Genomic DNA, 18,577 nt, shown 5'->3' on the forward strand with positions numbered 1-18,577 from the left:
GCCCGTAACCCCCACCCGCACCACGGGCGTCACCGCCTACGGACTGAGCGAGGAGGCCCGGAGCCTGCACTGGCTGCTCACCGATCTGGTGGAGGAGGTACCGGGCGTGCGTTCCGTCGCGGTCGTCTCCTCCGACGGACTGCTGCTGCTCTCCTCCGCCCCCGACCACCCGGGCGCGCACGGCGTGGGCGGGGCCGCCGAGGGGCCGCGCGGCTCCACCGCCGACCTCGCCACCATCGTCGCCGGGCTCGGCAGCCTGACCTCGGGCGCGGCGGCACTGATGGACGGCGGGCCCGTCAAACAGACGATGGTCGCGATGGCCGGGGGCGGGCTGTTCGTCATGACCATCAGCGACGGCTCGCTGCTGGGCGTCCACACCGCGCCCGACTGCGACATGGGCGTGGTCGCCTACCACATGGCCCTCTTCGTGGGCCGGGCCGGACACGTCCTGACCCCCGAACTCCGCAGGGAGCTGCGGCAGTCGGTGGAGGCCGCCGGATGAGCACCGCCGCCCCCGCGCTGCGCGCCCCCGTCGGCCCCGTACCGGACCGGCCCACCGCGCGTGTACGCCCGTACTCGCTCACCGGCGGGCGGGGCCGCTGCGGCCATGTGCTGCTCATGGAGACCTTCGTCGCCGCCCTGGCCGAAGCCGACGAGGGCCGTGGCGACGCCTGTGGCCCCGGCGCCCCGGCCGGGCCCGGCGGAGCGCTCGCCTCCTGGCTGCTGCCGGAAGTGCGCGCCGTCCTGGGGCTGTGCCGGCGGCTGCGCTCGGTGGCCGAGGTCTCCGCGCTGCTGAGGATGCCGCTGGGCGTGGTCCGCGTCCTCCTCGGCGACCTGGCCGACCAGGGAAGGATCCGCGTCTACGGCACCGGCCACCTCACCGGACGACCCGACCGCGCGCTGCTCGAAAGGGTGCTGAGTGGACTACGCAGACTCTGACGCGACGGCCCCCCGCGACCCGGGACCGGGCCCCGGCTGGCAGACCGACCTGTCCCGCGCCCCCGCCGCCACGAAGATCGTGATCGCGGGGGGCTTCGGGGTCGGGAAGACCACCTTCGTCGGCTCCGTCTCCGAGATCACCCCGCTGCGCACGGAGGCGGTCATGACGACCGCCGGGGAGGACGTGGACGACCACACGGCCGTCCCCGCCAAGGCGACGACCACCGTCGCCATGGACTTCGGCCGCATCACCCTCGACACGGACCTCGTGCTGTACCTGTTCGGCACCCCCGGCCAGCAGCGCTTCTGGTTCATGTGGGACGACGTGGTGCGCGGCGCCATCGGCGCGGTCGTGCTCGTCGACACCCGGCGGCTGGCCGACTGCTTCCCGGCGCTCGACTACTTCGAGAGCTGCCGGCTGCCCTACATCGTCGCCGTCAACCACTTCGAGGGCACCGCGCGCCACTCGCCCGAGGCGGTGCGCGAGGCCCTGTCCCTGGAGCCGGACGTCCCCGTGATCACCATGGACGCCCGGCACCGGATCACCGTCGTGGAGACGCTGCTGACGCTGGTGGGCCGGGCCCTGGAGACCACCCCGGGAGCCGTCTCCCGGGCCGTTCACCGTGCCGCGCCGAGCGCCGCACCCGAGCCGAGCCGAGGCGGGCGTTGCGACGGATCCTCATAGTCGGAGCCGGCCAGTCCGGGCTCCAGCTGGCCCTGGGACTGCAGGCCAAGGGGTACGACGTGACCGTCATGTCGAACCGCACACCGGACGAGATCCGCTCCGGCCGGGTCATGTCCACGCAGATGATGTTCCGCACCGCGCTGCGCTACGAGCGCGAGCTGGGCCTCAACTTCTGGGAGGGCCTGGCACCGCGCGCCCTGGGCCTGGGCTTCTCGGTCGCCGGGACGGTCCCCGGCGTGCCCGGTGTCCAGCGGCCCGTCGACTGGATCGGCCGGCTGGACGGCTACGCCCAGTCCGTCGATCAGCGGGTGAAGATGGCCGGCTGGCTGGACGCCTTCGCCGAGCGCGGCGGCCGGCTCGTCGTCCACGCGGCGGCCGTCTCCGACCTGGACTTCCTCGCCGCCCGGCACGATCTGGTGCTGGTCGCGGCGGGCAAGGGGGAACTGGTCTCGCTCTTCCGCCGCGACCCGGCGCGCTCTCCGTACACCACGCCGCAGCGCGCTCTCGCGCTCTCCTACGTCCACGGCCTGGGCCCGCGCGCCGAGCACCCGGAGTACGACGCGGCGCGCTGCACCATCGTCCCCGGCGTCGGCGAGCTGTGGGTCATCCCCACGCTCACCACCTCCGGCCGGGCCGACATCCTCTTCTGGGAGGGCCTGCCGGGCGGGCCCGTCGACGTCTTCCAGGACGTCGAGGGCCCGGGCGAGCACCTGACGCGGACACTGGAGCTGCTGGAGTGGTTCGTGCCCTGGGAGTACGGGCGGGCCACCGCCGTGGAGCTGACCGACCCGGGCGCCACGCTGGCCGGGCGGTACGTCCCGGCCGTCCGCGACCCGGTCGGCCGGCTGCCGTCCGGCGGGCTGGTGCTGGGCGTCGGCGACGCGGTCGTCGTCAACGACCCGCTCACCGTGCAGGGGGCCAACTCGGCCGCGAAGTGCGCCGCCTCGTACCTCGCCTCGATCGTGGAGCGCGGTGACGAGCCGTTCGACGCGGAGTGGATGCGGACGGCCTTCGAGCGGTACTGGGCCTCGGCACGGCACGTCACCCGCTGGACCAACACCATGCTCGGCCCGCGCTCCCCGCACATCCGCGCCCTGATCGACGCGGCGGCGCGGCTCCAGCCGGTCGCCGACCGCATCGCCAACGGCTTCGACGACCCCTCGGACTTCGACGACTACTTCTACGACGCGGCGTCGGCCGGGACCTATATGTCGGAGGCGAAGGTGCCGGCGGCGGGCGGGACGTAGTCCACCATCTCCACCACGGGCGGTTCGCCGGCGTCCGGGCGCACGGCCCCCAGCAGCGGGTTCGTGGCGATGGGGGAGACCTTGACGACGTCGCCGGGGCGCGGGGCCTGGACCACCTGGCCGTGGCCGACGTAGAGGGCGACGTGCGTGGCGCCCTCGAAGTAGAGGACGAGGTCGCCGGGGCGCAGCTCGTTCAGCGGCACCTTGGGCAGCGTCTTCCACTGCTCCTGGCTGGTGCGGGGGATGACGTCCCCGGCGTGGGCCCAGGCCTGGGAGGTGAGCCCGGAGCAGTCGAAGGCGTCCGGGCCCTCCGCGCCCCAGACGTAGGGCTTGCCGACCTGCTGGAAGGCGTACTCCAGGGCCTTGACGCCCTCCTCGGACGGCGCCCGGTCGCCGCCGAGGGAGCCGTTGAGCGCACCGGAGGCGAGCAGTCTGCGCTGGGCGTCGCCGATGCCGTCGGCCTCCGCCCGGCGGAGCGCGGCCAGCTGCGCGCCGTCGAGCGAGGCGAGCAGCCGCTCCACCTCGCCGAGCCGCTCCTGGACCGCGTCGCGCTGCCGCTTCCGCTCGGCGGCCAGGGTCAGCTGTTTGTTGAGCGCCTCGCGGGCCTCGCGGGCGAGGCCGGCGGCGCGCCGCTCGCCGTCCGTGAGCCGTTCCACGGCATTGGCCCGGTGGTCGGCGGCGCGTCTGATCTCGTGGCCGCGGTCCATGGCCTGCCGGGGGCTGTCGCTGAGCAGGAACTGCACATAGGGGGAGAGGCCCCGGCTGCCCCGGTACTGCTCGCGGGCGATGCGGCCCGCCTCGGCACGGCCGGCGGTGAGCGCGATCCGGGCGTCGGCGAGTGCCTCGTTGAGCCGGTCGGTCCGCGCGCGCTGCTTCTTCAGCTTGTCGTCGGTCGCGTCGTAGGCCTCCGTGGCCTCCTCGGCCTGCCGGTAGAGCGCCCGGAGCCGGGTGAGCAGGGCGCTGACCGGCTGTCCGGGCGGTTCGGCGGGGGCCGCGACCGCCGTCGGCGCGGGGGCGGCGGTCACGGCGAGCACGGTGCTCACGGCCAGCGCCGACGCGTGGACGAGGCGTACGGCACGGACGAGGCGGACGACGCGCTCGAACCGTCCTGACACAGGCTCACCTCCGGGACGGGCGTGTCCGGGGACGGGTGTGATCACGCCCGGAAGTGATCCTGCCATGCACGGTATGACTAGTAGGAAAGACGTGGACGAAACCCCCCAATGGGCGTCATCGGGGTCACCCGTACGTTGACGTGGAGCGCCTGGATCAGCCCGTCCGGGAACTCCGGGACCAGGGCCACTTCAGCTCCGTACCGGGCTTCCCCTCCGGGTCGTGGACGTACTTCCAGCCCTTGGGCAGCCCGAGGCGCCGCGTCACGGCCGCCGGCTCCCGCCGGTAGACGTACACGGTGGGGGCCGCGCCGGGCTCCTCGGCCGGGACCGGCACCTCGTACTTCTTGGGTGGCAGCCCGTTCAGCCCGAGCAGGACGTCCAGCACACGGCCGTCCAGCGGCCCGCCCTCGAAGGGCGTCTTCTCGCTTCTCACGCCCCCAGTCTCCGTCAGCGCCCGTCAGCCCCGCTCGCCGGCCGTCCTCGTCAGCCCCGCTCGTCGGCCGGTATGAGGTGCCGCAGATAGGCCTCCGGGTCGCTCAGATAGCGCCCCCAGTGGTCGACCAGCAGCAGATCCCGCCATTCCACCGGCTGAATGCCGTGCTCGCCCACCTCCAGGATCCGGGCGCCGGGGGTCGAGGCCAGGATCGGGGAGTGGGTGGCGCAGACGACCTGGGCGCCCGACTGCCCCAGCCGGTGCATCAGGGAGACCAGCCGCAGACAGGACGCGAAGGACAGCGCGGCCTCCGGCTCGTCCATCACATACAGGCCCGGCTGCCGGAACATGGCCTCGAAGACCGCGAGGAAACCCTCGCCGTGGCTCATCTCGGAGGTGTTCTCCTCCCAGTAGCCGGGCAGCCCCCACACGTTCTCCATCAGGCCGAAGGCCGTCTCGGCCCGGAGGAAGAAGCCCTTCTTCTTGGCTCGCGGGCCGGTCATCATGCGGGCGCCGCGCGAGGTGAGGTCCAGGCGGACACGCTCGCCGAGCGCCGTCTTCGGCCGGTTGTTCCCGTACTTCCGGCCGGCGCGGCCGCCCTGCGCGTCCAGCCCGAAGCCCTCGGCTATCGCCTCGACGACCGTCGACTTCCCGGAGCCGTTCTCCCCGACGAGGAAGGTGACGGGCGCGTCGAAGACGATCCCGTCGGCCAGCAGCTCCTTCACACAGGGCACCGACCAGGGCCAGGCGTCCGCCTCCTCGTCACCGACGAGCTCGGGCGGTACGTAAGCGCGGTTCACGAGCATGCGTACGAGCGTAGGGGCGGGGTCTGACAACGGCCCGGTCTCCGGCCGTCGGCGCAGGTCAGAGCAGGTGGCCCGCGTCCTCCAGCAGGGGGAGCACCCGGCGGGCGAGGTCGCCCACCGGCCCGTCGGCCGGCTCCCGGGCCAGCGCCGCGCGGGCCACCGCGGCGACCTGGGGATCGCCGGCGCCCGTCGTCAGGAGCAGGGCCACGAAGTGGTCGACCAGCCAGTCGCGCAGCTCGCCCAGCGGGGGCTGCTTCCCCTCGTCCAGCCAGATCAGCGAGGCGGCCTCCACGGCCGTTATCCACGTGCGCACCATGGTGCGCAGCCGCACCCCCGGCTCGGCCACGGACAGGTGCTTGAGGATCTGCGCGACGGCGGCCCGGCGCACCTCGTCCACGATGGCGCCCGTCCGCGAGGTCTCCGCGACGCTGCCGCCCTGGAGCAGGGCGGCGAAGCCCGCGTCGTGCTCGTCGACGAAGGCGAGATAGCGGTCGAGGACCGCGGCGAGCCGGCCCGTGAGCGGGCCGGTCTCGGGCTCGGCGAAGCACAGCTCGAGCTCGTCCGCCGCGCTGCGCAGGGCCGCCTCGTACAACTGCTGCTTGCCGCCGGGGAAGTAGCGGTAGACCAGCGGGCGGGAGACCTTGGCGGCGGCCGCGACGTCGTCCAGCGAGACGTCCTCGGGCACGCGGTGGGCGAACAGGCGGAGCGCGGTGGCGATCAGCTGGGCGCGGCGCTCGGCGACGCCGAGCCTGCGGTAGGAGGTGGTTCCGCTGCCGGTCATGGATCGCAGCGTAACGGTCCGGAACCGGCGCGGGCCGGTGCCGAGGACCGCTCAGGCCAGCAGCCCGGAGCTGCGCCACAACCGCCGTCCCGCGCCGCGCAGCAGACCGATCTCGTCCAAGAAGTCCGTCAGGCGCTGGGCGCCGGCCCGCATCACCTCGCGGCGGTGGCCGCTGGCCCGGACCTGGGCGACGGCCTCGCGGCGGTCCAGCCCCACGTTCGTGTACACCTGCGGGTTGATGAACGCGGCCGTGAAGACGCGGGCCGCCTCGCCCGTGCTCACCCGCGTCAGCTCCGCCTCCCAGCGCGGGCACGACGCCATCTGCCGCCGCAACTCCTCCCGCGCGTAGCGGACGTGGCGCGCCTCCTCCACGACGTGGATGCGGGTGACGCCGCGGACGAGCGTCTGGACGCGCTCGTCGGGGAAGGTCAGCCGCTGCATGTGGTCGAGGATCTCCTCGCCCAGCAGGGTGCACGCGAAGGAGCCCGGGGTGGTGGAGACGGTCTTCAGGACACGGGCGAGGTTGTGGTGACGGCGGGCGACGGGGTAGGTGGGGGCGCCGACCTTGTCGATCATCCGGGCGAACATTCTCGAGTGCCGGCACTCGTCGGCGATCTCGGTCAGCGCGTAGTTGACGTGCGAGCTGGTCACGGGCTTGTCGTAGATGTGCCGGACCAGCAGCTGCATCAGGATGATCTCGAACCAGATGCCGAGGGAGGCGAGCGAGGCTATCTCGTGCCGGGAGAGGTCCATCCGCTGCTCCTCCGGCATCCGCCGCCACAGCGGCGTGCCGTAGAGGGAGACCAGCTCCGGCGGGCAGTACCACTTGCCGGGCTCCAGGGGCGCGGCCCAGTCGAGGTCGGTGTCGGGGTCGAAGGAGTGCCGGGCGGAGGACTCGAGCAGCCGCTGGGCGACCCGCTCACGGTCCTTGAGTGGGCCGAGCGCGTCGCGGGCGCCGGGGACACCACTGGTATCGGGGACGGTCGCCATGACGGAAGCCACCTCAGGTCTCTGAGTCTTCGGACTATCGGACTACCGGCGGTACGCCCTTATGAGACTACTTGTCAGCAAGCCCGTCAAGGCTTCCGGAGCGCTTCCGGAGCGTTCCCGCCGACCCCTCGAACGGCTCATTGACCCGGCGGTACCCCCGTGTGAGCCTTCAGAAGAGTCAGTCATCACAGTCATATGAACAGCCATGTGAACAGCCATGTGACCTGCCCGAGAGTGCTGATGAGCGAGGGACAGGAGGCGTCCACGATGACGCGCGACCTCTACCGCCACGACCCCGGCCCGCCCGTCTGGGAGGTCCCCGCGACCGGGGCGGCACGCTTCAGCTGGGACTACGACGAGGGCCGCGAACGGCTCCTGGCCCTCTACCAGAAGGGCAAGGACAAGCAGTGGGACGGCACCAAGCGCGTCGACTGGGAGCTGGAGGTCGACCCCTACGACCCGCTCGGCGTCCCCGACGAGAACCTCGTCGTCTTCGGCACCCGCTACTGGGACAAGATGAGCGAGCACAACAGGCGTGATCTGCGCCGCCATTACGCCTCCTGGAACTTCAGCCAGTTCCTCCACGGCGAACAGGGGGCGCTGGTGTGCGCGACCCGCATCGTGGAGGCCGTCCCCGACCTGGACGCGAAGTTCTACGCCGCCACCCAGGCGATGGACGAGGCCCGGCACGTGGAGATCTACAGCCGGTTCCTCCAGGAGAAGATCGGCATGGTCTATCCGGTCAATCCCAGCCTCCGCTCACTGCTGGAGGACACCCTGCGGGACTCCCGCTGGGACATGCCCTCGCTCGGGATGCAGGTCCTGATCGAGGGGCTCGCCCTCGCGGCCTTCGGAATGCTGCGCGACTCGACCGAGAAACCATTGCCGAAGCAGATCCTCGCCTACGTCATGCAGGACGAGGCCCGGCATGTGGCCTTCGGTCGCATGGCGCTGCGCGAGTACTACAAACAGCTTTCCGACGCCGAATTGCGTGACCGCGAGGAATTCGTCATCGAGGGCTGCTACCTGATGCGCGACCGGCTGCGCGGCGAGGAGGTCCTCGCGGACTTCGGCGTGCCGGCGGCGGACGCGGTGGAGCTGAGCGAACGCTCCGAATTCCTGCAGATCTTCCGGAAGTTGCTCTTCAGCCGCATTGTGCCGTGTGTGAAGGACATCGGCCTGTGGGGCGAGAGGCTCCAGCGCGCCTATGCCGACATGGGGGTCTTCGAGATGGGCGACGCCAGCCTCGATCAACTCATGGCCCAGGACGAGGAGATCGCCGAACAACTGGACGCCCAGCGCTTCGCGGCGGAGGAGGCGGCCCGTACGGAGGAGGTCTCCCGGACGATCGCGGAAGCGTAACAGTAGTGGGGCAACGGGGAACTTTACAGAGGAGACGTGGCTGTCCTGTCTGAATTCTGTGAGCGATGCCGTGTCGCGGAACGCTTTGCGGTACATCGCCGTCCTACGCGGGCAGGACATTGGTCAGCTGCACGAGGGGGGTGGGGAAGTCATGACGCGATTGACGGCCCATAGGCGGCATTTGGTGATCGCGGCGGGAGGGATGATCGCCATCGCGGGGGTGATATCGGGCACCGTGGCCGTGGCCACCGAGGGTTCGGGAAACTCCCGGGGTGAGGAAACGATCGCCCAGGGTCCGACACCGGCCCCGGACGGCAAGGGCGGCACCCCGCCCCCGCCGACTCCCAGCGCACCGGGCGCACCCAGCGCACCCGGCACACCCGCCTCCGCCGCCCCGACCGGCCCGGTCTCCCCGGAGATCGTCCACGAGACGGAGACCGGCGGAAAGACCGTGGCCCTCACCATCGACGACGGCCCCGACCCCAGGTGGACCCCGAAGGTCCTGGAACTGCTGAAGAAGTCCGGCATCAAGGCCACCTTCTGCATGATCGGCCCCCAGGCCAAAGCCCGCCCGGACCTCGTCAAACAGGTCGTGGCCGAAGGCCACCGCCTCTGCGACCACTCCGTCGACCACAACACCGCCATGGACAAGCGCTCCGAGGACTACCAGAAGCAGCAGATCCTCGACGCCAAGAAGATGATCGAGGAAGCGGCCGGCGGCGGCCCTGGCGGAACGATCCGCTACTACCGCGCCCCCGGCGGGGCCTTCACCCCCTACAGCCGCCACCTGGCCGCCGACAACGGCATGCGCCCCCTCGGCTGGGACGTCGACACCCGAGACTGGCAACGCCCGGGCGTCGACCGCATCATGGAAAACATCAAACGCGAACTCCCCAACGGCCCCATCATCCTCTTCCACGACGGCGGCGGAGACCGCACCCAGAGCGTCGAGGCCCTGGCCCGCTGCATCGACTGGCTGAAGGGCGAGGGCTACGGATTCGGGTTCCCTAAGGTGTGAGGGAGCGAGGCTCGTGGAAGCACGGTCGCCTCCGGCAGGACCGGGGGCGACGCGGCCGGGTCAGCGGCAGGCCCGGACGGCTGTGCGCCCCCTGCCATCGGGGTCGTCGCTCCCGTCCCCGTCCGAGGACGGCGCTCAGCCGTACCAGGTGATGTTGCAGACGTAGACGCACTGCTGGCGCGGCACCGCCAGGAAGTGATGAAGCCGCGCCCGTTGAGGATGTCGAACTCCCGTAGTCCGCCGTCCCGGTCGATCGGCCTGCCGACCGTCGCCGCATCGGGTCCCAACGCCGCGAGTTCGACGGCCGGTCGCTCCACCTCCGCCACCACGCCGGGCGGGAACCCGTGAGCCACATGCTCTTCGCTCGGGTTGTACTCCCACGTCCAGTCGCTCATAGGCCGGCCTCCGCGCGTGCCGCCTCCTGGATCCGGTGGATCTCGGCAATGGCCTCGGCCGGGTCCTGGCTGCCCGCGTCCACGATGCGTTCCAGTTCGCGGAGGCGGTTGGCGCGCTCCGGGTGCCGCTGGATAGCGACGAACACGGCCCAGGAATGGACGAAGGCACGCAGCGGCGCCAGGCTCTGCGACTGCTGGGCGTGGGTGGTCGCTTCGAAAAGGTGCTGGGTGAGCGCGGGGAGTCTGCTGGGGGCGATCCTGGCCACGGCGGCCCGCAAGGCGTCGGGCGTGAGAGCCGGCATGGGGATGAGCGGCTGGTGGGGGCCGTCATGCTGTGTGCTCACCGCGTCCTCCAGGACGTATGGGAAAAGGCCTCGCGATTGACGTACCCGTCATTCGCGAGGCCTCTCGGCACTTCTTGCGAAGTGCCCCCGGCAGGATTCGAACCTGCGCACACGGCTCCGGAGAGCATGTGCCCCTCGCGATGAATTGGGTGCGTGACCTGGGCCAACGTTGCTTGCGAGGGTAGCGCTGGTCGCTCTCACTCGCCACTCACGCGCGACAGTACTCTCGTCTGACGTGCGAGCCCTGTCCGACGTCCCAGTGGCAGGGGGCGGGCCAAGGTATTCAGGGCACGACATCCGCTCCCCGCGCACGGCGGGGATGACCCGAAGCAACGCAGGTCCCGCAGGTACTCGTCGTACTGCTCCCCGCGCACGCGGGGATGGCTCTTCCTAGGCGTGGGGGCACGGTTCCCTGATGCCTGCTGGCATGCCACTCTTGGGGCATGACGGACCACTTACCGGTTCGCATCGTCGGTGGACGCGTAGTTACAGAACCCGGCACCGGCCCAGTGGCGATGGTGTGGCTCCCGCTGCACGAGCATGTCATCGCGAAAATTCCGGCCCGGAAGGGCAACCGCCGTTGGCTGCACGAGACGGTTCGCATTCGTTCCCCGGAGTTGAACGGTGACCGATGGGACTTGCCACGCAACTGTTTGGTGCGCCTTGTGACGGCTGCGGTCGACCGCTACGGGTTCGTTGTGGTCTGGCGAGACATGTCAAAACTGTCGCGATGTACGAGGGCGTGCCTGGAGGCGACAGGAGTTGAATGCGACTGTTCGTGTCTCGGAGCACACCACGGTCAGGATTCCGAAAGCTGGTTCGAGCGTGTCGGGGACGCGGTGGTGGCCGACCTCGGCGAGCGCACCCGCACCGCAGTCGTCTACGGCACGAGAAGCAGCGATGTGGATGCTGTGGTGTATGACGGGCAACTTGCAGGTGAGCGCTACCGTGTAGATCGCGCTGGTCGTCTGGGCTGGCCAGCGGCTGCGCAGTTCATGTGCGCGAGCTGTATGAGCGTGCGTGCAACGGTGTGGGACCACTGCCACACGCACGGATTCGTGCGGGCACCACTGTGCAATCGCTGTAACACCCGTCATTGGGGCGGATGGAAGCCCCAGAATGGTCGGGCAGTAATCAGCCGTAATTTCGACGACAGCTACTACCGATGGTGTCCCGAACACATCGATGGGTGGGGGCCGTGCAGTGCTTAGCCGTGATCGGCACCCCTCTTAGCGGCGCCACGCCTAGCAGGTTTTAGGTGCTTGGTGAAGCCTGTCCAAGCATTCATTCGGACCCAAACTTAGATCCTTTGGCTCGCCTTAAGCACGGGCTAACCGCAGGCTCAGGAAGGGAAGCAGAAACCCGCCAGCTCACCTGCGTCCAAGCGGCACCGCTGTCCGCCTCGGTCCATGCCCGTCCGCAGTCGGACGCCCTGATTGGCTCCCTGTTTGGCTCCCCGGGGAGCCGGACCAGGTCACTTCTTACGGGACTTGGCCTGCTTCTGCTTGGCCTCCTTGAGCTCCCTCTCCCGCCGGTCGAGGACGCCCAGCGCTCCATCAACCTCCCCTTCGATGCGCCGCGCCGCGTCTCGATGACGGGCGCGAGTGCCCAGCCTTCCGCCGGGCGATGGTCAGCGGTTGCTGTTCTTTCGGGCGCGCCAGTTCGCCCAACCTGAGCGAGTGCCCTCACAAAGGGAAGTAGCGGTTCACATTCCGGAAGGATGGGTCCTGTGTGGGAATTCCTTGTAGAGGAAGTGGGGGTCTGGTTCTCCCTGCGGGGGGCATATCACCCCTGAGTCGCAGAAATAGAGCGGGGCGGGGCAGCATGGCAGAACTGAGGGACGACATAGTCCGCCAGGTAGAGCAGTTGAAGGGGCACGTCACCAAGAAAGAGTATGCAGAGGCCGTTGATAGGCTCAAGGCCCTCGGAGGCGAGATGGGCGCCTTCGCCGCCATGCATGCTGCCCTGGCCGGCGCTGCCGCTGGCGCAAGTGCCGGAATCGGCTGGGCCATGGCCTCCATGAACCCTATCGGGGTGTGCATCACGTTTACCGCTGGCGTCGGCGTAGTGACCATGGCGTACCTCTTCGCCGCAGACAAGCTCAATGACTGGTATGGCGAGCTCGACACGGAGGACCGAGTCGCGTTGACGAAGGTCATCGCATTCGGAATCGCAAAGTCGACTCTGCTGCTAAAGATGTGGAAAATGATCCGTAAGTGAAGCAGGCTGGCGCACTCGCGTAAGAGCGGCTGTAGCGGGCCAGGGGCTGGCCTGCTACAGCGACAGGTTCGATGAACACACCAATCACGCTCTTTCAGGTGTCAATTGACCTTGTTGAGCCACCCTTGCTCGACGCCCACACGGACGAAGTCGGTGATAGACCTGTAATAGTAGTCCAATAGAAACTGATTTGAACTCTCGCTACTGCTCTCGAAGTACAAGCCAGCCCTGGCCGCATACGAGCGCGGAGCCAATAGGTACGGCAACACAAAGCCAAATGTGCCATTTGGCGCTCGCTCCCCCGATTGTTGCGCAGTGTTGGGAACCGACAGAAAAGCAAGATAGAAGTGGGGGACAGTGCTGCTTAGTACATCCCATCGATCATTGCAGGTAGCGCACGCATTACGCAGCAGATCAGTTCCCGCATCGTAAGTCACGCCATCTTCAGGGGCGTTTACGACAAGCATTCGGCGTTGCAATAGATATGCTTCCGCCTGATGAAAGATCCAGACGACGCTTATGTCTGAATTCTTGACCTTATACGCAACGGACCGAGGTTCCGACTCCCTGCCGAGCCAAGGGGCAAACCCGTGAGGGTCCGTGGTAACGAAGTACCACGTTGCCGATTTCGACTTGTCGTACTGCCGCTTGAGACGCTTGCCGTAGCTACCAGAAAAGCGGACCAGATCGGCCCATGATTCCTCTACACCATAAAGGCCAGAGGATAGCTCTTGGCGCCGCCTCCGGGCCTCAGAGATCAGCACTAAAAAGTGATTCTTAAGTAACCAGCCAGCCCCTGCGGCCAAGGCGGCTGAGGAAAGAGAGCCGACTATGAATGCGATTGCCGAGCTCAGCGTCATAGGGCCCCCTCGCTCACCTAAGAGCATGCACCTATGGATCGTCCGCGTAAAGCTCCTCCCGTCACCTCTTACCGACGGCGGCGCGGTTAGAGCGAAGGTTCGGTGAACCAGTTTTCGGGAAAGAGGGCTTGGTTGAATCTGAGCACTGTGCGGCTCGCAAGTCCCAACTGATATCCCCGTACACTTGCCTACCTCGGGCGCAAGGGACTGGTGTTAGTCCGGCATCTCGTGCAGGCGTTCCAGTGCCTCCGGTAGCTCCATGGGCAAGTCCTTGGCATCCTTCCAGCGTTCCATGACGGCTGCGGCCGCCGCGACCAGCTCTGTTGGAAGGGACGTCTCGGCGAGGCTGCTCTCCGCCTCTCGCATCTCTGGGGCCCAGCGCCAAGCGCGGGCGGCGACCTTGGGGATGTAGGTGGTCTCCGCGAGGTAGCTGCTTGTGCGGTCACGCGCGATGTCGACCAGTTGCTCGTCAACACCCCAGTCACGAGCCAAGGCATGCGAGACAGCAGCCAGCACACGACTCGCCTTCTGGAAGGTGCTGTACGAGAGCTTGAGCGCCGATGCCTTTCCAAGGCCACCCTGCAGTGTGATCACGTTGACCGTTGTGCCCTCAAAGAGGCCTGCGACGATCTCGACTGGGGACTCCGGGCCGGAGAGGTACAGCCGTGGCGATTTAGTCGCTGATGGCGGTGAGCCAATGACGGAGCCGTCGACCAGCTGGGCTCCTGCGGACGCCACGATGGCGCCGATTGCCTTCACGTTCGCCGGCGAGATGGCGTTGCCATCCACGTAGACACCCGAGAAGGAATGCGCGGCGACCGAGTGCGCGACCTCCACGGCGTTGGCCGGCGGGCAGAGGCTCAGGATCACGTCGGCGGTGTGCGCCATTTCGGTGATGGTGTCGACTGCCGTTAGGCCAGCCCTGGTTGCCCGGTCTTTGGTCGCCTCGCTTCGGCCCTCGGGGTACCACAGGACCTCGGTGCCAGCGGAGACGACTTGTGCCGCTACAGCAGCTCCCATGCTGCCCGGGTGCAGGATGCCCAATGTTGTCACGCGACCAGCCTCCGAATGTGATGTCTCCTGCCTTCCGCCTTCTGCTCCACGGCTCGATGGATAGCGCTGGCGGATTCGCGGGGGCTCAGCAGGTTGGTCTCCAGTGCCAGCGCCCACGAGTCGGCCGAGTGGTTCAGTAGGTCCTGTTGAGTCTCGCGCCACGCCTTCAGGCGGGCTTCAATGTCCTTGTCGCCACGTTCGGTACAGCGCGCTTTGGTGACCTCATACGGGCACCACAGCAGCACTCTTATCCAGTGGAGGGGGAACACCTCGACCGCCTTGACGCCCGCCACCTGTCCCATGTGCAGCACCGGGGTGTGACCTCCGTCGATCAGCTCGGAGAGCCCGCCGCGGTCGATCGCGTACTCGGCTTCATACCGGACATTCCGGTAGAGGATCTCTCCGGCCCGGTCGAGGCTGTCGATGTGCTGGACCGATGTGAGCCGGTAGCCGGCCGTCCGGCCTGGTCCCGCCTTAAGCCGCTCGAAGAGCGCGTAGGACGGGTCCTGCTGGACCAGTTCTGCAGTGACCGTGTCCTTGCCCGCCCCGGGTGGGCCGTACAGGATGACGCCGGCAGCGTTCACAGTCCACCCCCGCTGAGCACGTCGCGGGCCTGGTCGGCCATGGCGATGGCTGCCCCGAGGCGGTTGTCGACCACAAAGTGGGGGCCTTGCGGGCGCATCTCCAGGTCAATGGTGGCGAGGTACTCGTCCCACGCTTCCATCTTCCATGTGTCGCGGGCAGCACCTCGGAACTCGATGTAATCCCGCATGGATTCGGGATCGCACTCAACCCATATGGTTGCGACGGAAACCCGCTTCGACTTGCATCGATTGTAGAAGCGCTGCATCCACGACGACTGCGAGAACTCCGATACAAACGGAGCATCGAGGATCGTTGAGACTCCGCAGTCGACGTTGTCCCAAGCGGCTTCCATCAGGCATCGGTATTCTAGCGGCCGGACCTTCTCTCGATACAGCTCTGAGCTTCGGTCATTGGCCATCCCACCTAGGGCGACGAGCAGTTGGTCCACCAACGGGCGTGTGAGCGAGTCCTTGTCGAGGATTGGCCATCCCGTCAGCCTGCCCAAGAACTTTGCGAACTCCGATTTACCGGACCCGGCATATCCGCCCACCAGCACAACCGTCGGGCCCTGGCCACTCGTCCATTCGCTGTGAGCGCGCCAAGCGCCTAGTAGGCGGTTGCGCAGCTCCTCGCTGCTTACATCCTCCGTTCCCTCCTGGATGCTGCCGAGCGCCGCGCGAACGGCTTCCGACTGATCGGGGAGTTGCGGATTCGACGGGGTGGCGACGGGTTCCACCTGAGCGTCCTCTCCGGGGAGAGCTCGACGGAAACCGAGTTCGGCTTCATTGCGACCGTATAGCAGGCAGTAGGCCCGGCGATAATGAGGGCCAGGATAGATATTGTTCTCGTGACCCCAAATGGTCTGAAAGTTCGCGGCGATGTTGAAGCTGTGCCGCTCGGCGATTTCTCGCAGCTTTTCGCCGGTGTCTTCCAGGGTGAGCCCGTGCTTTTCTCGGTGCTCACGTAACGCTGCCGGGTTCCAATCGGTTCGCTGTCGAGCCATCTTCCCCTCCTAGATAGCTTCCGGGTCGCGAGTGTAGCGACTCGTGAAGGCGTAGGAAAAGCCGTGATAGTGGATGTGTAAGCGCCTGTATAAAGACCGTGAGGGTTCTTCAGGTAAGACGATGTGATACCAACTTCCCAACCCCTGAAGTGAACTGATGGCACACCCGATCACGGAGGTGCGGATGATGACGAACAGGGGCAAGGGGGTGCGAAGCGTGTGGTTCGAGGGCGTTGGCCGTCAGCTCGCTTCCAGGGTCGCGATTCGCTCGCGTAGCTCACCGACCTCCCTACGGAGAACCTCGACTTCTTGCCGGAGCGCGTCGACGGCCGCGTTGGGGCCAGCACCCCTGGCGAGACCCGGGGAGTCTGGCGTGAGGAAGGCTCCCTTGCCCTGGTGGCTCACAGCGAGACCTTCGGACTTGAGGGTGCGAATGGCTTCGCGGGCCACCGTGATGGTGACCTTGTAGCCCTCCTGGAGTTCTGCGAGCGACGGCAACTTCCCAGACTCCGTGAACTCATCAGCGGCGATCCTCCGGCGGAGGTCATCCGCCACCTGCTGGTAGGCGGGTCTGCCGGTCCACTCGATCATCTGCACTCCAAAGCCTCTTTTCTGCCTCTGCCTCATAGTGCCCAAGGTCAGAACGTGAGGCCAGCAGCCCTTTGAACTCCGGTCGGAGCAAAGGGGGTTGACTGTCTCTGCCTCACAGTGCACTCTGAGGCAGAGCTGCCCGCAGTGCCCACCGGCTTCCGGAGGGCGGGTGCTTGCACGACCTGCATGACCTGCACGACGAATGGGGCCCGAGAGATCGGGCTCAAGGGGCCCGGGACAGAGCGGGCCGAGGGCGCACCCGTTCCCTAGTCAACGGGAGGGCTTAGACCGAAAGGTCATGTCTCCATACGCCTTCGCCGGGCATGGCGGCTCTACCTCATACGGGAGCTGCAGACCCGAAGGAGACACAGCACGTGTTCAACCTCTTCGTAGCGTCGAGACGCTACGGCCGGTTGCCTCCTCCGTCCGTCTCGTACGGACGGGGTCGAGGGGAGCCGGATCTTCCAGCGCCGAGCCTGTGCCGCTTCTGCGGTTTCGGGGCGCTGGGATCTCGTAGCTCTGCCGGGCTGTGGCCCGGTCATCAGACATGAAGGAGGGCGCGCCCCTCGCCTGGACAGCTTCCGGGCGCGCCCCGTGACCCTCGAAGGATCGTGATGAGCATATTCCGCTCGCACAGCGATGCCCAGAGCGAGGTCGAGCAGTTGCTGGCCGAGGCTCGTGAGGACTACCGCCGGCACAACTCTGCGGAATCGCAGGGTGCGGCGCGTGAGCAGGCCGGGCACGCCCGGACGCACGGCAACGTGACCGCCGGCGGCTGGCACGGACACAAGTAGCCGGGCCGCGAGTCCAGCTCAGCACCACCAGGTGAGAGGCCGAGCCCCGGCGGGGCGGTCGGCCCCGCCTCCTTTGATCGTTCTTCGACGCAAGGAGTTCAAGGCAATGACTGAGCGTCTCTTCAAGGCCGAGGGCAGGGGCCCGATCGTTCTGGGCCTGTCGCTGTCGCTGGGGAAGGTCCTGGTCAGCGTGGACCCGACCGTGAGCCAGGCCGAGGTGATGCTGCACACCGAGGACGCATCCGGCCCGGGTGCGGACGCGGTGCTGGGAGCCCGTGTCCAGCAGGACGGGCGGGTGATGTCCGTGGTGGTCCCCGAGATCGCCAACGCCATGGTCGGCGGCGGTGGCGGCATGCACATCGTGCAGAACTTCGGCACCGTCACCGGCTCCGTCACCGGAGTCACGATCGTCAACGGACGCGTCATCTCCGGTGCCGCGGCGATGCCGACGATCCAGCCGTTGAAGGCGGTGGTCATCCTCCCGCCGGGTTCCTCCCTGGCCGTCGTGACGACCTCGGCTGACGCCGTGGTCGCGGGCGAGATCGAGCGGCTGGAGTTCCGGTCGGTCTCCGGAGCCGTGGCGGTGGAGAACGCACGGAGCCTGACGGTGGATACGACATCCGGGCGCGTTCGGGTCGACCGGGTCACCGGCGAGGCGGCCATACGGTCCATCTCCGGGAGCACCACGATCCACTCCTACTCCGGCACCTCGGCCAGCGTCACCTCCACCTCCGGGGCCATCAGCATGACGGCCACGCCGCAGGCCACCGGCTACATCCGCGCCGAGTCGGTCTCCGGCGACGTCCGCGTCACCGGCGGCCATCACCTCAGCGTCCGCGTGCACAGCCTCTCCGGCTACGCCCGAGCCTCCTGACCCAGCGCGCCTGATCCGCTCCGAGGAGCGGGTCGGGCCTCCTGTGACCTCATTCATCGACTCTCGGAGTCACGCATGACCGCCATCGAAGTGGTGATCGTTTCCTTCGGCTACCTGCACGGGGAGCCGCCCCCGGCGCACCTGACGATCGACTTGCGGGACCACTTCCGGGACCCGCACATCAGCCCGGACCTGCGCTACATGACCGCCGACGACGAACCCGTCCGTACCGCCGTGCTCGGCACCCCGGGCATCCCGGACCTGGTGGAGGCCGCCGTCGTCGCGGTCCACGCCTACGCCTCCGGTCCCAGCGCCGGGCTGGTCACGGTCGCCAGCGGCTGCGCGGGAGGCAGGCATCGGGCCCCCGTCTTCGCCCGCGAGCTCGCCAAGAGGCTGCTGCGCCAGGACGGATCCCTCGTATCCCTGCACGACCGTGACCTGGACAAGCCCGTCGTCCAGCGCTGAGCGCATCGCACATCCGA

22 protein-coding genes are annotated in these 18,577 nt (G+C 68.1%); 11 read left to right on the plus strand and 11 right to left on the minus strand.

Annotated features, from left to right (window positions below):
* Positions 1-43: 43 nt before the first annotated feature.
* From EKH77_RS21940 to EKH77_RS21955, 4 genes are read left to right on the plus strand one after another with little or no spacing between them, the layout of a single operon-like run.
* Positions 44-502, plus strand: a complete 459-nt coding sequence (locus EKH77_RS21940) for a roadblock/LC7 domain-containing protein (RefSeq protein ID WP_397612547.1) — start codon at positions 44-46, stop codon at positions 500-502.
* On the plus strand, positions 499-939 hold the full coding sequence (locus EKH77_RS21945; RefSeq protein ID WP_126916035.1) for a DUF742 domain-containing protein: 441 nt from the start codon (positions 499-501) through the stop codon (positions 937-939). Before EKH77_RS21940 ends, EKH77_RS21945 begins: the two co-directional genes overlap by 4 nt.
* Positions 920-1,624, plus strand: coding sequence for a GTP-binding protein (locus tag EKH77_RS21950; protein ID WP_126916036.1), 705 nt, complete (start codon positions 920-922; stop codon positions 1,622-1,624). Before EKH77_RS21945 ends, EKH77_RS21950 begins: the two co-directional genes overlap by 20 nt.
* Positions 1,606-2,871, plus strand: coding sequence for a styrene monooxygenase/indole monooxygenase family protein (locus EKH77_RS21955; RefSeq protein ID WP_126916037.1), 1,266 nt, complete (start codon positions 1,606-1,608; stop codon positions 2,869-2,871). Before EKH77_RS21950 ends, EKH77_RS21955 begins: the two co-directional genes overlap by 19 nt.
* On the opposite strand, the gene EKH77_RS21960 is transcribed toward EKH77_RS21955, so the two are convergent.
* From EKH77_RS21960 to EKH77_RS21980, 5 genes are all read right to left on the minus strand, one after another.
* Positions 2,829-3,986 (minus strand): C40 family peptidase, encoded by a 1,158-nt coding sequence (locus tag EKH77_RS21960; protein ID WP_240667477.1) that lies wholly within the window; start codon positions 3,984-3,986, stop codon positions 2,829-2,831. The two genes, EKH77_RS21955 and EKH77_RS21960, sit on opposite strands and share 43 nt — an antisense overlap.
* A gap of 154 nt (positions 3,987-4,140) precedes the next feature.
* Positions 4,141-4,419, minus strand: coding sequence for a hypothetical protein (locus tag EKH77_RS21965; protein ID WP_126916039.1), 279 nt, complete (start codon positions 4,417-4,419; stop codon positions 4,141-4,143).
* A 50-nt stretch (positions 4,420-4,469) separates the two neighbouring features.
* Positions 4,470-5,225 (minus strand): AAA family ATPase, encoded by a 756-nt coding sequence (locus EKH77_RS21970; RefSeq protein WP_126916040.1) that lies wholly within the window; start codon positions 5,223-5,225, stop codon positions 4,470-4,472.
* A 58-nt stretch (positions 5,226-5,283) separates the two neighbouring features.
* Complete coding sequence (locus tag EKH77_RS21975; RefSeq protein ID WP_126916041.1) at positions 5,284-6,006, minus strand: TetR/AcrR family transcriptional regulator; 723 nt, start codon at positions 6,004-6,006, stop codon at positions 5,284-5,286.
* Between the two features lie 51 nt (positions 6,007-6,057).
* Complete coding sequence (locus EKH77_RS21980; protein ID WP_126916042.1) at positions 6,058-6,996, minus strand: AurF N-oxygenase family protein; 939 nt, start codon at positions 6,994-6,996, stop codon at positions 6,058-6,060.
* Positions 6,997-7,263: 267 nt separating this feature from the next.
* Between EKH77_RS21980 and EKH77_RS21985 the strand changes: the two genes are divergently transcribed.
* Positions 7,264-8,358, plus strand: coding sequence for a ferritin-like domain-containing protein (locus EKH77_RS21985; protein ID WP_126918217.1), 1,095 nt, complete (start codon positions 7,264-7,266; stop codon positions 8,356-8,358).
* A 151-nt stretch (positions 8,359-8,509) separates the two neighbouring features.
* Positions 8,510-9,376 (plus strand): polysaccharide deacetylase family protein, encoded by an 867-nt coding sequence (locus EKH77_RS21990; protein ID WP_240667478.1) that lies wholly within the window; start codon positions 8,510-8,512, stop codon positions 9,374-9,376.
* A gap of 391 nt (positions 9,377-9,767) precedes the next feature.
* Here the strand turns inward: EKH77_RS21990 and EKH77_RS22000 are convergent, their stop codons facing one another.
* On the minus strand, positions 9,768-10,115 hold the full coding sequence (locus tag EKH77_RS22000) for a DUF6247 family protein (protein WP_126916043.1): 348 nt from the start codon (positions 10,113-10,115) through the stop codon (positions 9,768-9,770).
* Positions 10,116-11,110: 995 nt separating this feature from the next.
* On the opposite strand from EKH77_RS22000, the gene EKH77_RS33915 reads away from it, so the two are divergent.
* Both EKH77_RS33915 and EKH77_RS22010 read left to right on the plus strand, forming a co-directional pair.
* A complete protein-coding gene (locus EKH77_RS33915; protein ID WP_276319259.1) occupies positions 11,111-11,326 on the plus strand; it encodes an endonuclease domain-containing protein in 216 nt (71 codons plus the stop codon).
* A gap of 613 nt (positions 11,327-11,939) precedes the next feature.
* Positions 11,940-12,335 carry a hypothetical protein gene (locus EKH77_RS22010; RefSeq protein WP_126916045.1) on the plus strand — a complete coding sequence of 132 codons (396 nt, stop codon included), beginning with the start codon at positions 11,940-11,942 and terminating at the stop codon, positions 12,333-12,335.
* Positions 12,336-12,436: 101 nt separating this feature from the next.
* Here EKH77_RS22010 and EKH77_RS22015 read toward each other — a convergent pair whose 3' ends face one another.
* From EKH77_RS22015 to EKH77_RS22035, 5 genes are all read right to left on the minus strand, one after another.
* Positions 12,437-13,195: a hypothetical protein gene (locus tag EKH77_RS22015; protein ID WP_126916046.1), complete on the minus strand. Its 759-nt coding sequence runs from the start codon at positions 13,193-13,195 to the stop codon at positions 12,437-12,439.
* A gap of 213 nt (positions 13,196-13,408) precedes the next feature.
* Entirely contained in the window at positions 13,409-14,248 is an 840-nt protein-coding gene (locus tag EKH77_RS22020) for a DUF1932 domain-containing protein (RefSeq protein WP_126916047.1), read from the minus strand.
* Positions 14,245-14,832, minus strand: a complete 588-nt coding sequence (locus EKH77_RS22025) for a guanylate kinase (protein ID WP_126916048.1) — start codon at positions 14,830-14,832, stop codon at positions 14,245-14,247. Before EKH77_RS22025 ends, EKH77_RS22020 begins: the two co-directional genes overlap by 4 nt.
* Positions 14,829-15,836 (minus strand): AAA family ATPase, encoded by a 1,008-nt coding sequence (locus EKH77_RS33060; protein WP_164737838.1) that lies wholly within the window; start codon positions 15,834-15,836, stop codon positions 14,829-14,831. Before EKH77_RS33060 ends, EKH77_RS22025 begins: the two co-directional genes overlap by 4 nt.
* A 240-nt stretch (positions 15,837-16,076) precedes the next feature.
* On the minus strand, positions 16,077-16,427 hold the full coding sequence (locus EKH77_RS22035; RefSeq protein ID WP_164737839.1) for a GntR family transcriptional regulator: 351 nt from the start codon (positions 16,425-16,427) through the stop codon (positions 16,077-16,079).
* A 614-nt stretch (positions 16,428-17,041) separates the two neighbouring features.
* Between EKH77_RS22035 and EKH77_RS22040 the strand changes: the two genes are divergently transcribed.
* From EKH77_RS22040 to EKH77_RS22050, 3 genes are all read left to right on the plus strand, one after another.
* Positions 17,042-17,221: a hypothetical protein gene (locus EKH77_RS22040; RefSeq protein ID WP_126916050.1), complete on the plus strand. Its 180-nt coding sequence runs from the start codon at positions 17,042-17,044 to the stop codon at positions 17,219-17,221.
* Between the two features lie 106 nt (positions 17,222-17,327).
* Positions 17,328-18,095, plus strand: coding sequence for a DUF4097 family beta strand repeat-containing protein (locus EKH77_RS22045; RefSeq protein WP_126916051.1), 768 nt, complete (start codon positions 17,328-17,330; stop codon positions 18,093-18,095).
* A gap of 75 nt (positions 18,096-18,170) precedes the next feature.
* Entirely contained in the window at positions 18,171-18,560 is a 390-nt protein-coding gene (locus EKH77_RS22050; RefSeq protein ID WP_126916052.1) for a RapZ C-terminal domain-containing protein, read from the plus strand.
* Positions 18,561-18,577 lie beyond the last annotated feature (17 nt).

It is taken from the genome of Streptomyces luteoverticillatus, assembly GCF_003970715.1.
Classification (GTDB): domain Bacteria; phylum Actinomycetota; class Actinomycetes; order Streptomycetales; family Streptomycetaceae; genus Streptomyces; species Streptomyces abikoensis.

Bases quoted from the DNA above. Each gene is read 5' to 3' on its own strand.
- EKH77_RS21945 (WP_126916035.1), top strand. From the start codon at position 499: ATGAGCACCGCCGCCCCCGCGCTGCGCGCCCCCGTCGGCCCCGTACCG.
- EKH77_RS21970 (WP_126916040.1), bottom strand. From the start codon at position 5,225: ATGCTCGTGAACCGCGCTTACGTACCGCCCGAGCTCGTCGGTGACGAG.
- EKH77_RS21975 (WP_126916041.1), bottom strand. From the start codon at position 6,006: ATGACCGGCAGCGGAACCACCTCCTACCGCAGGCTCGGCGTCGCCGAG.
- EKH77_RS21980 (WP_126916042.1), bottom strand. From the start codon at position 6,996: ATGGCGACCGTCCCCGATACCAGTGGTGTCCCCGGCGCCCGCGACGCG.
- EKH77_RS21985 (WP_126918217.1), top strand. From the start codon at position 7,264: ATGACGCGCGACCTCTACCGCCACGACCCCGGCCCGCCCGTCTGGGAG.
- EKH77_RS21990 (WP_240667478.1), top strand. From the start codon at position 8,510: ATGACGCGATTGACGGCCCATAGGCGGCATTTGGTGATCGCGGCGGGA.
- EKH77_RS33915 (WP_276319259.1), top strand. From the start codon at position 11,111: ATGTGCGCGAGCTGTATGAGCGTGCGTGCAACGGTGTGGGACCACTGC.
- EKH77_RS22010 (WP_126916045.1), top strand. From the start codon at position 11,940: ATGGCAGAACTGAGGGACGACATAGTCCGCCAGGTAGAGCAGTTGAAG.
- EKH77_RS22015 (WP_126916046.1), bottom strand. From the start codon at position 13,195: ATGACGCTGAGCTCGGCAATCGCATTCATAGTCGGCTCTCTTTCCTCA.
- EKH77_RS33060 (WP_164737838.1), bottom strand. From the start codon at position 15,836: ATGGCTCGACAGCGAACCGATTGGAACCCGGCAGCGTTACGTGAGCAC.
- EKH77_RS22035 (WP_164737839.1), bottom strand. From the start codon at position 16,427: ATGATCGAGTGGACCGGCAGACCCGCCTACCAGCAGGTGGCGGATGAC.
- EKH77_RS22040 (WP_126916050.1), top strand. From the start codon at position 17,042: ATGAGCATATTCCGCTCGCACAGCGATGCCCAGAGCGAGGTCGAGCAG.
- EKH77_RS22045 (WP_126916051.1), top strand. From the start codon at position 17,328: ATGACTGAGCGTCTCTTCAAGGCCGAGGGCAGGGGCCCGATCGTTCTG.
- EKH77_RS22050 (WP_126916052.1), top strand. From the start codon at position 18,171: ATGACCGCCATCGAAGTGGTGATCGTTTCCTTCGGCTACCTGCACGGG.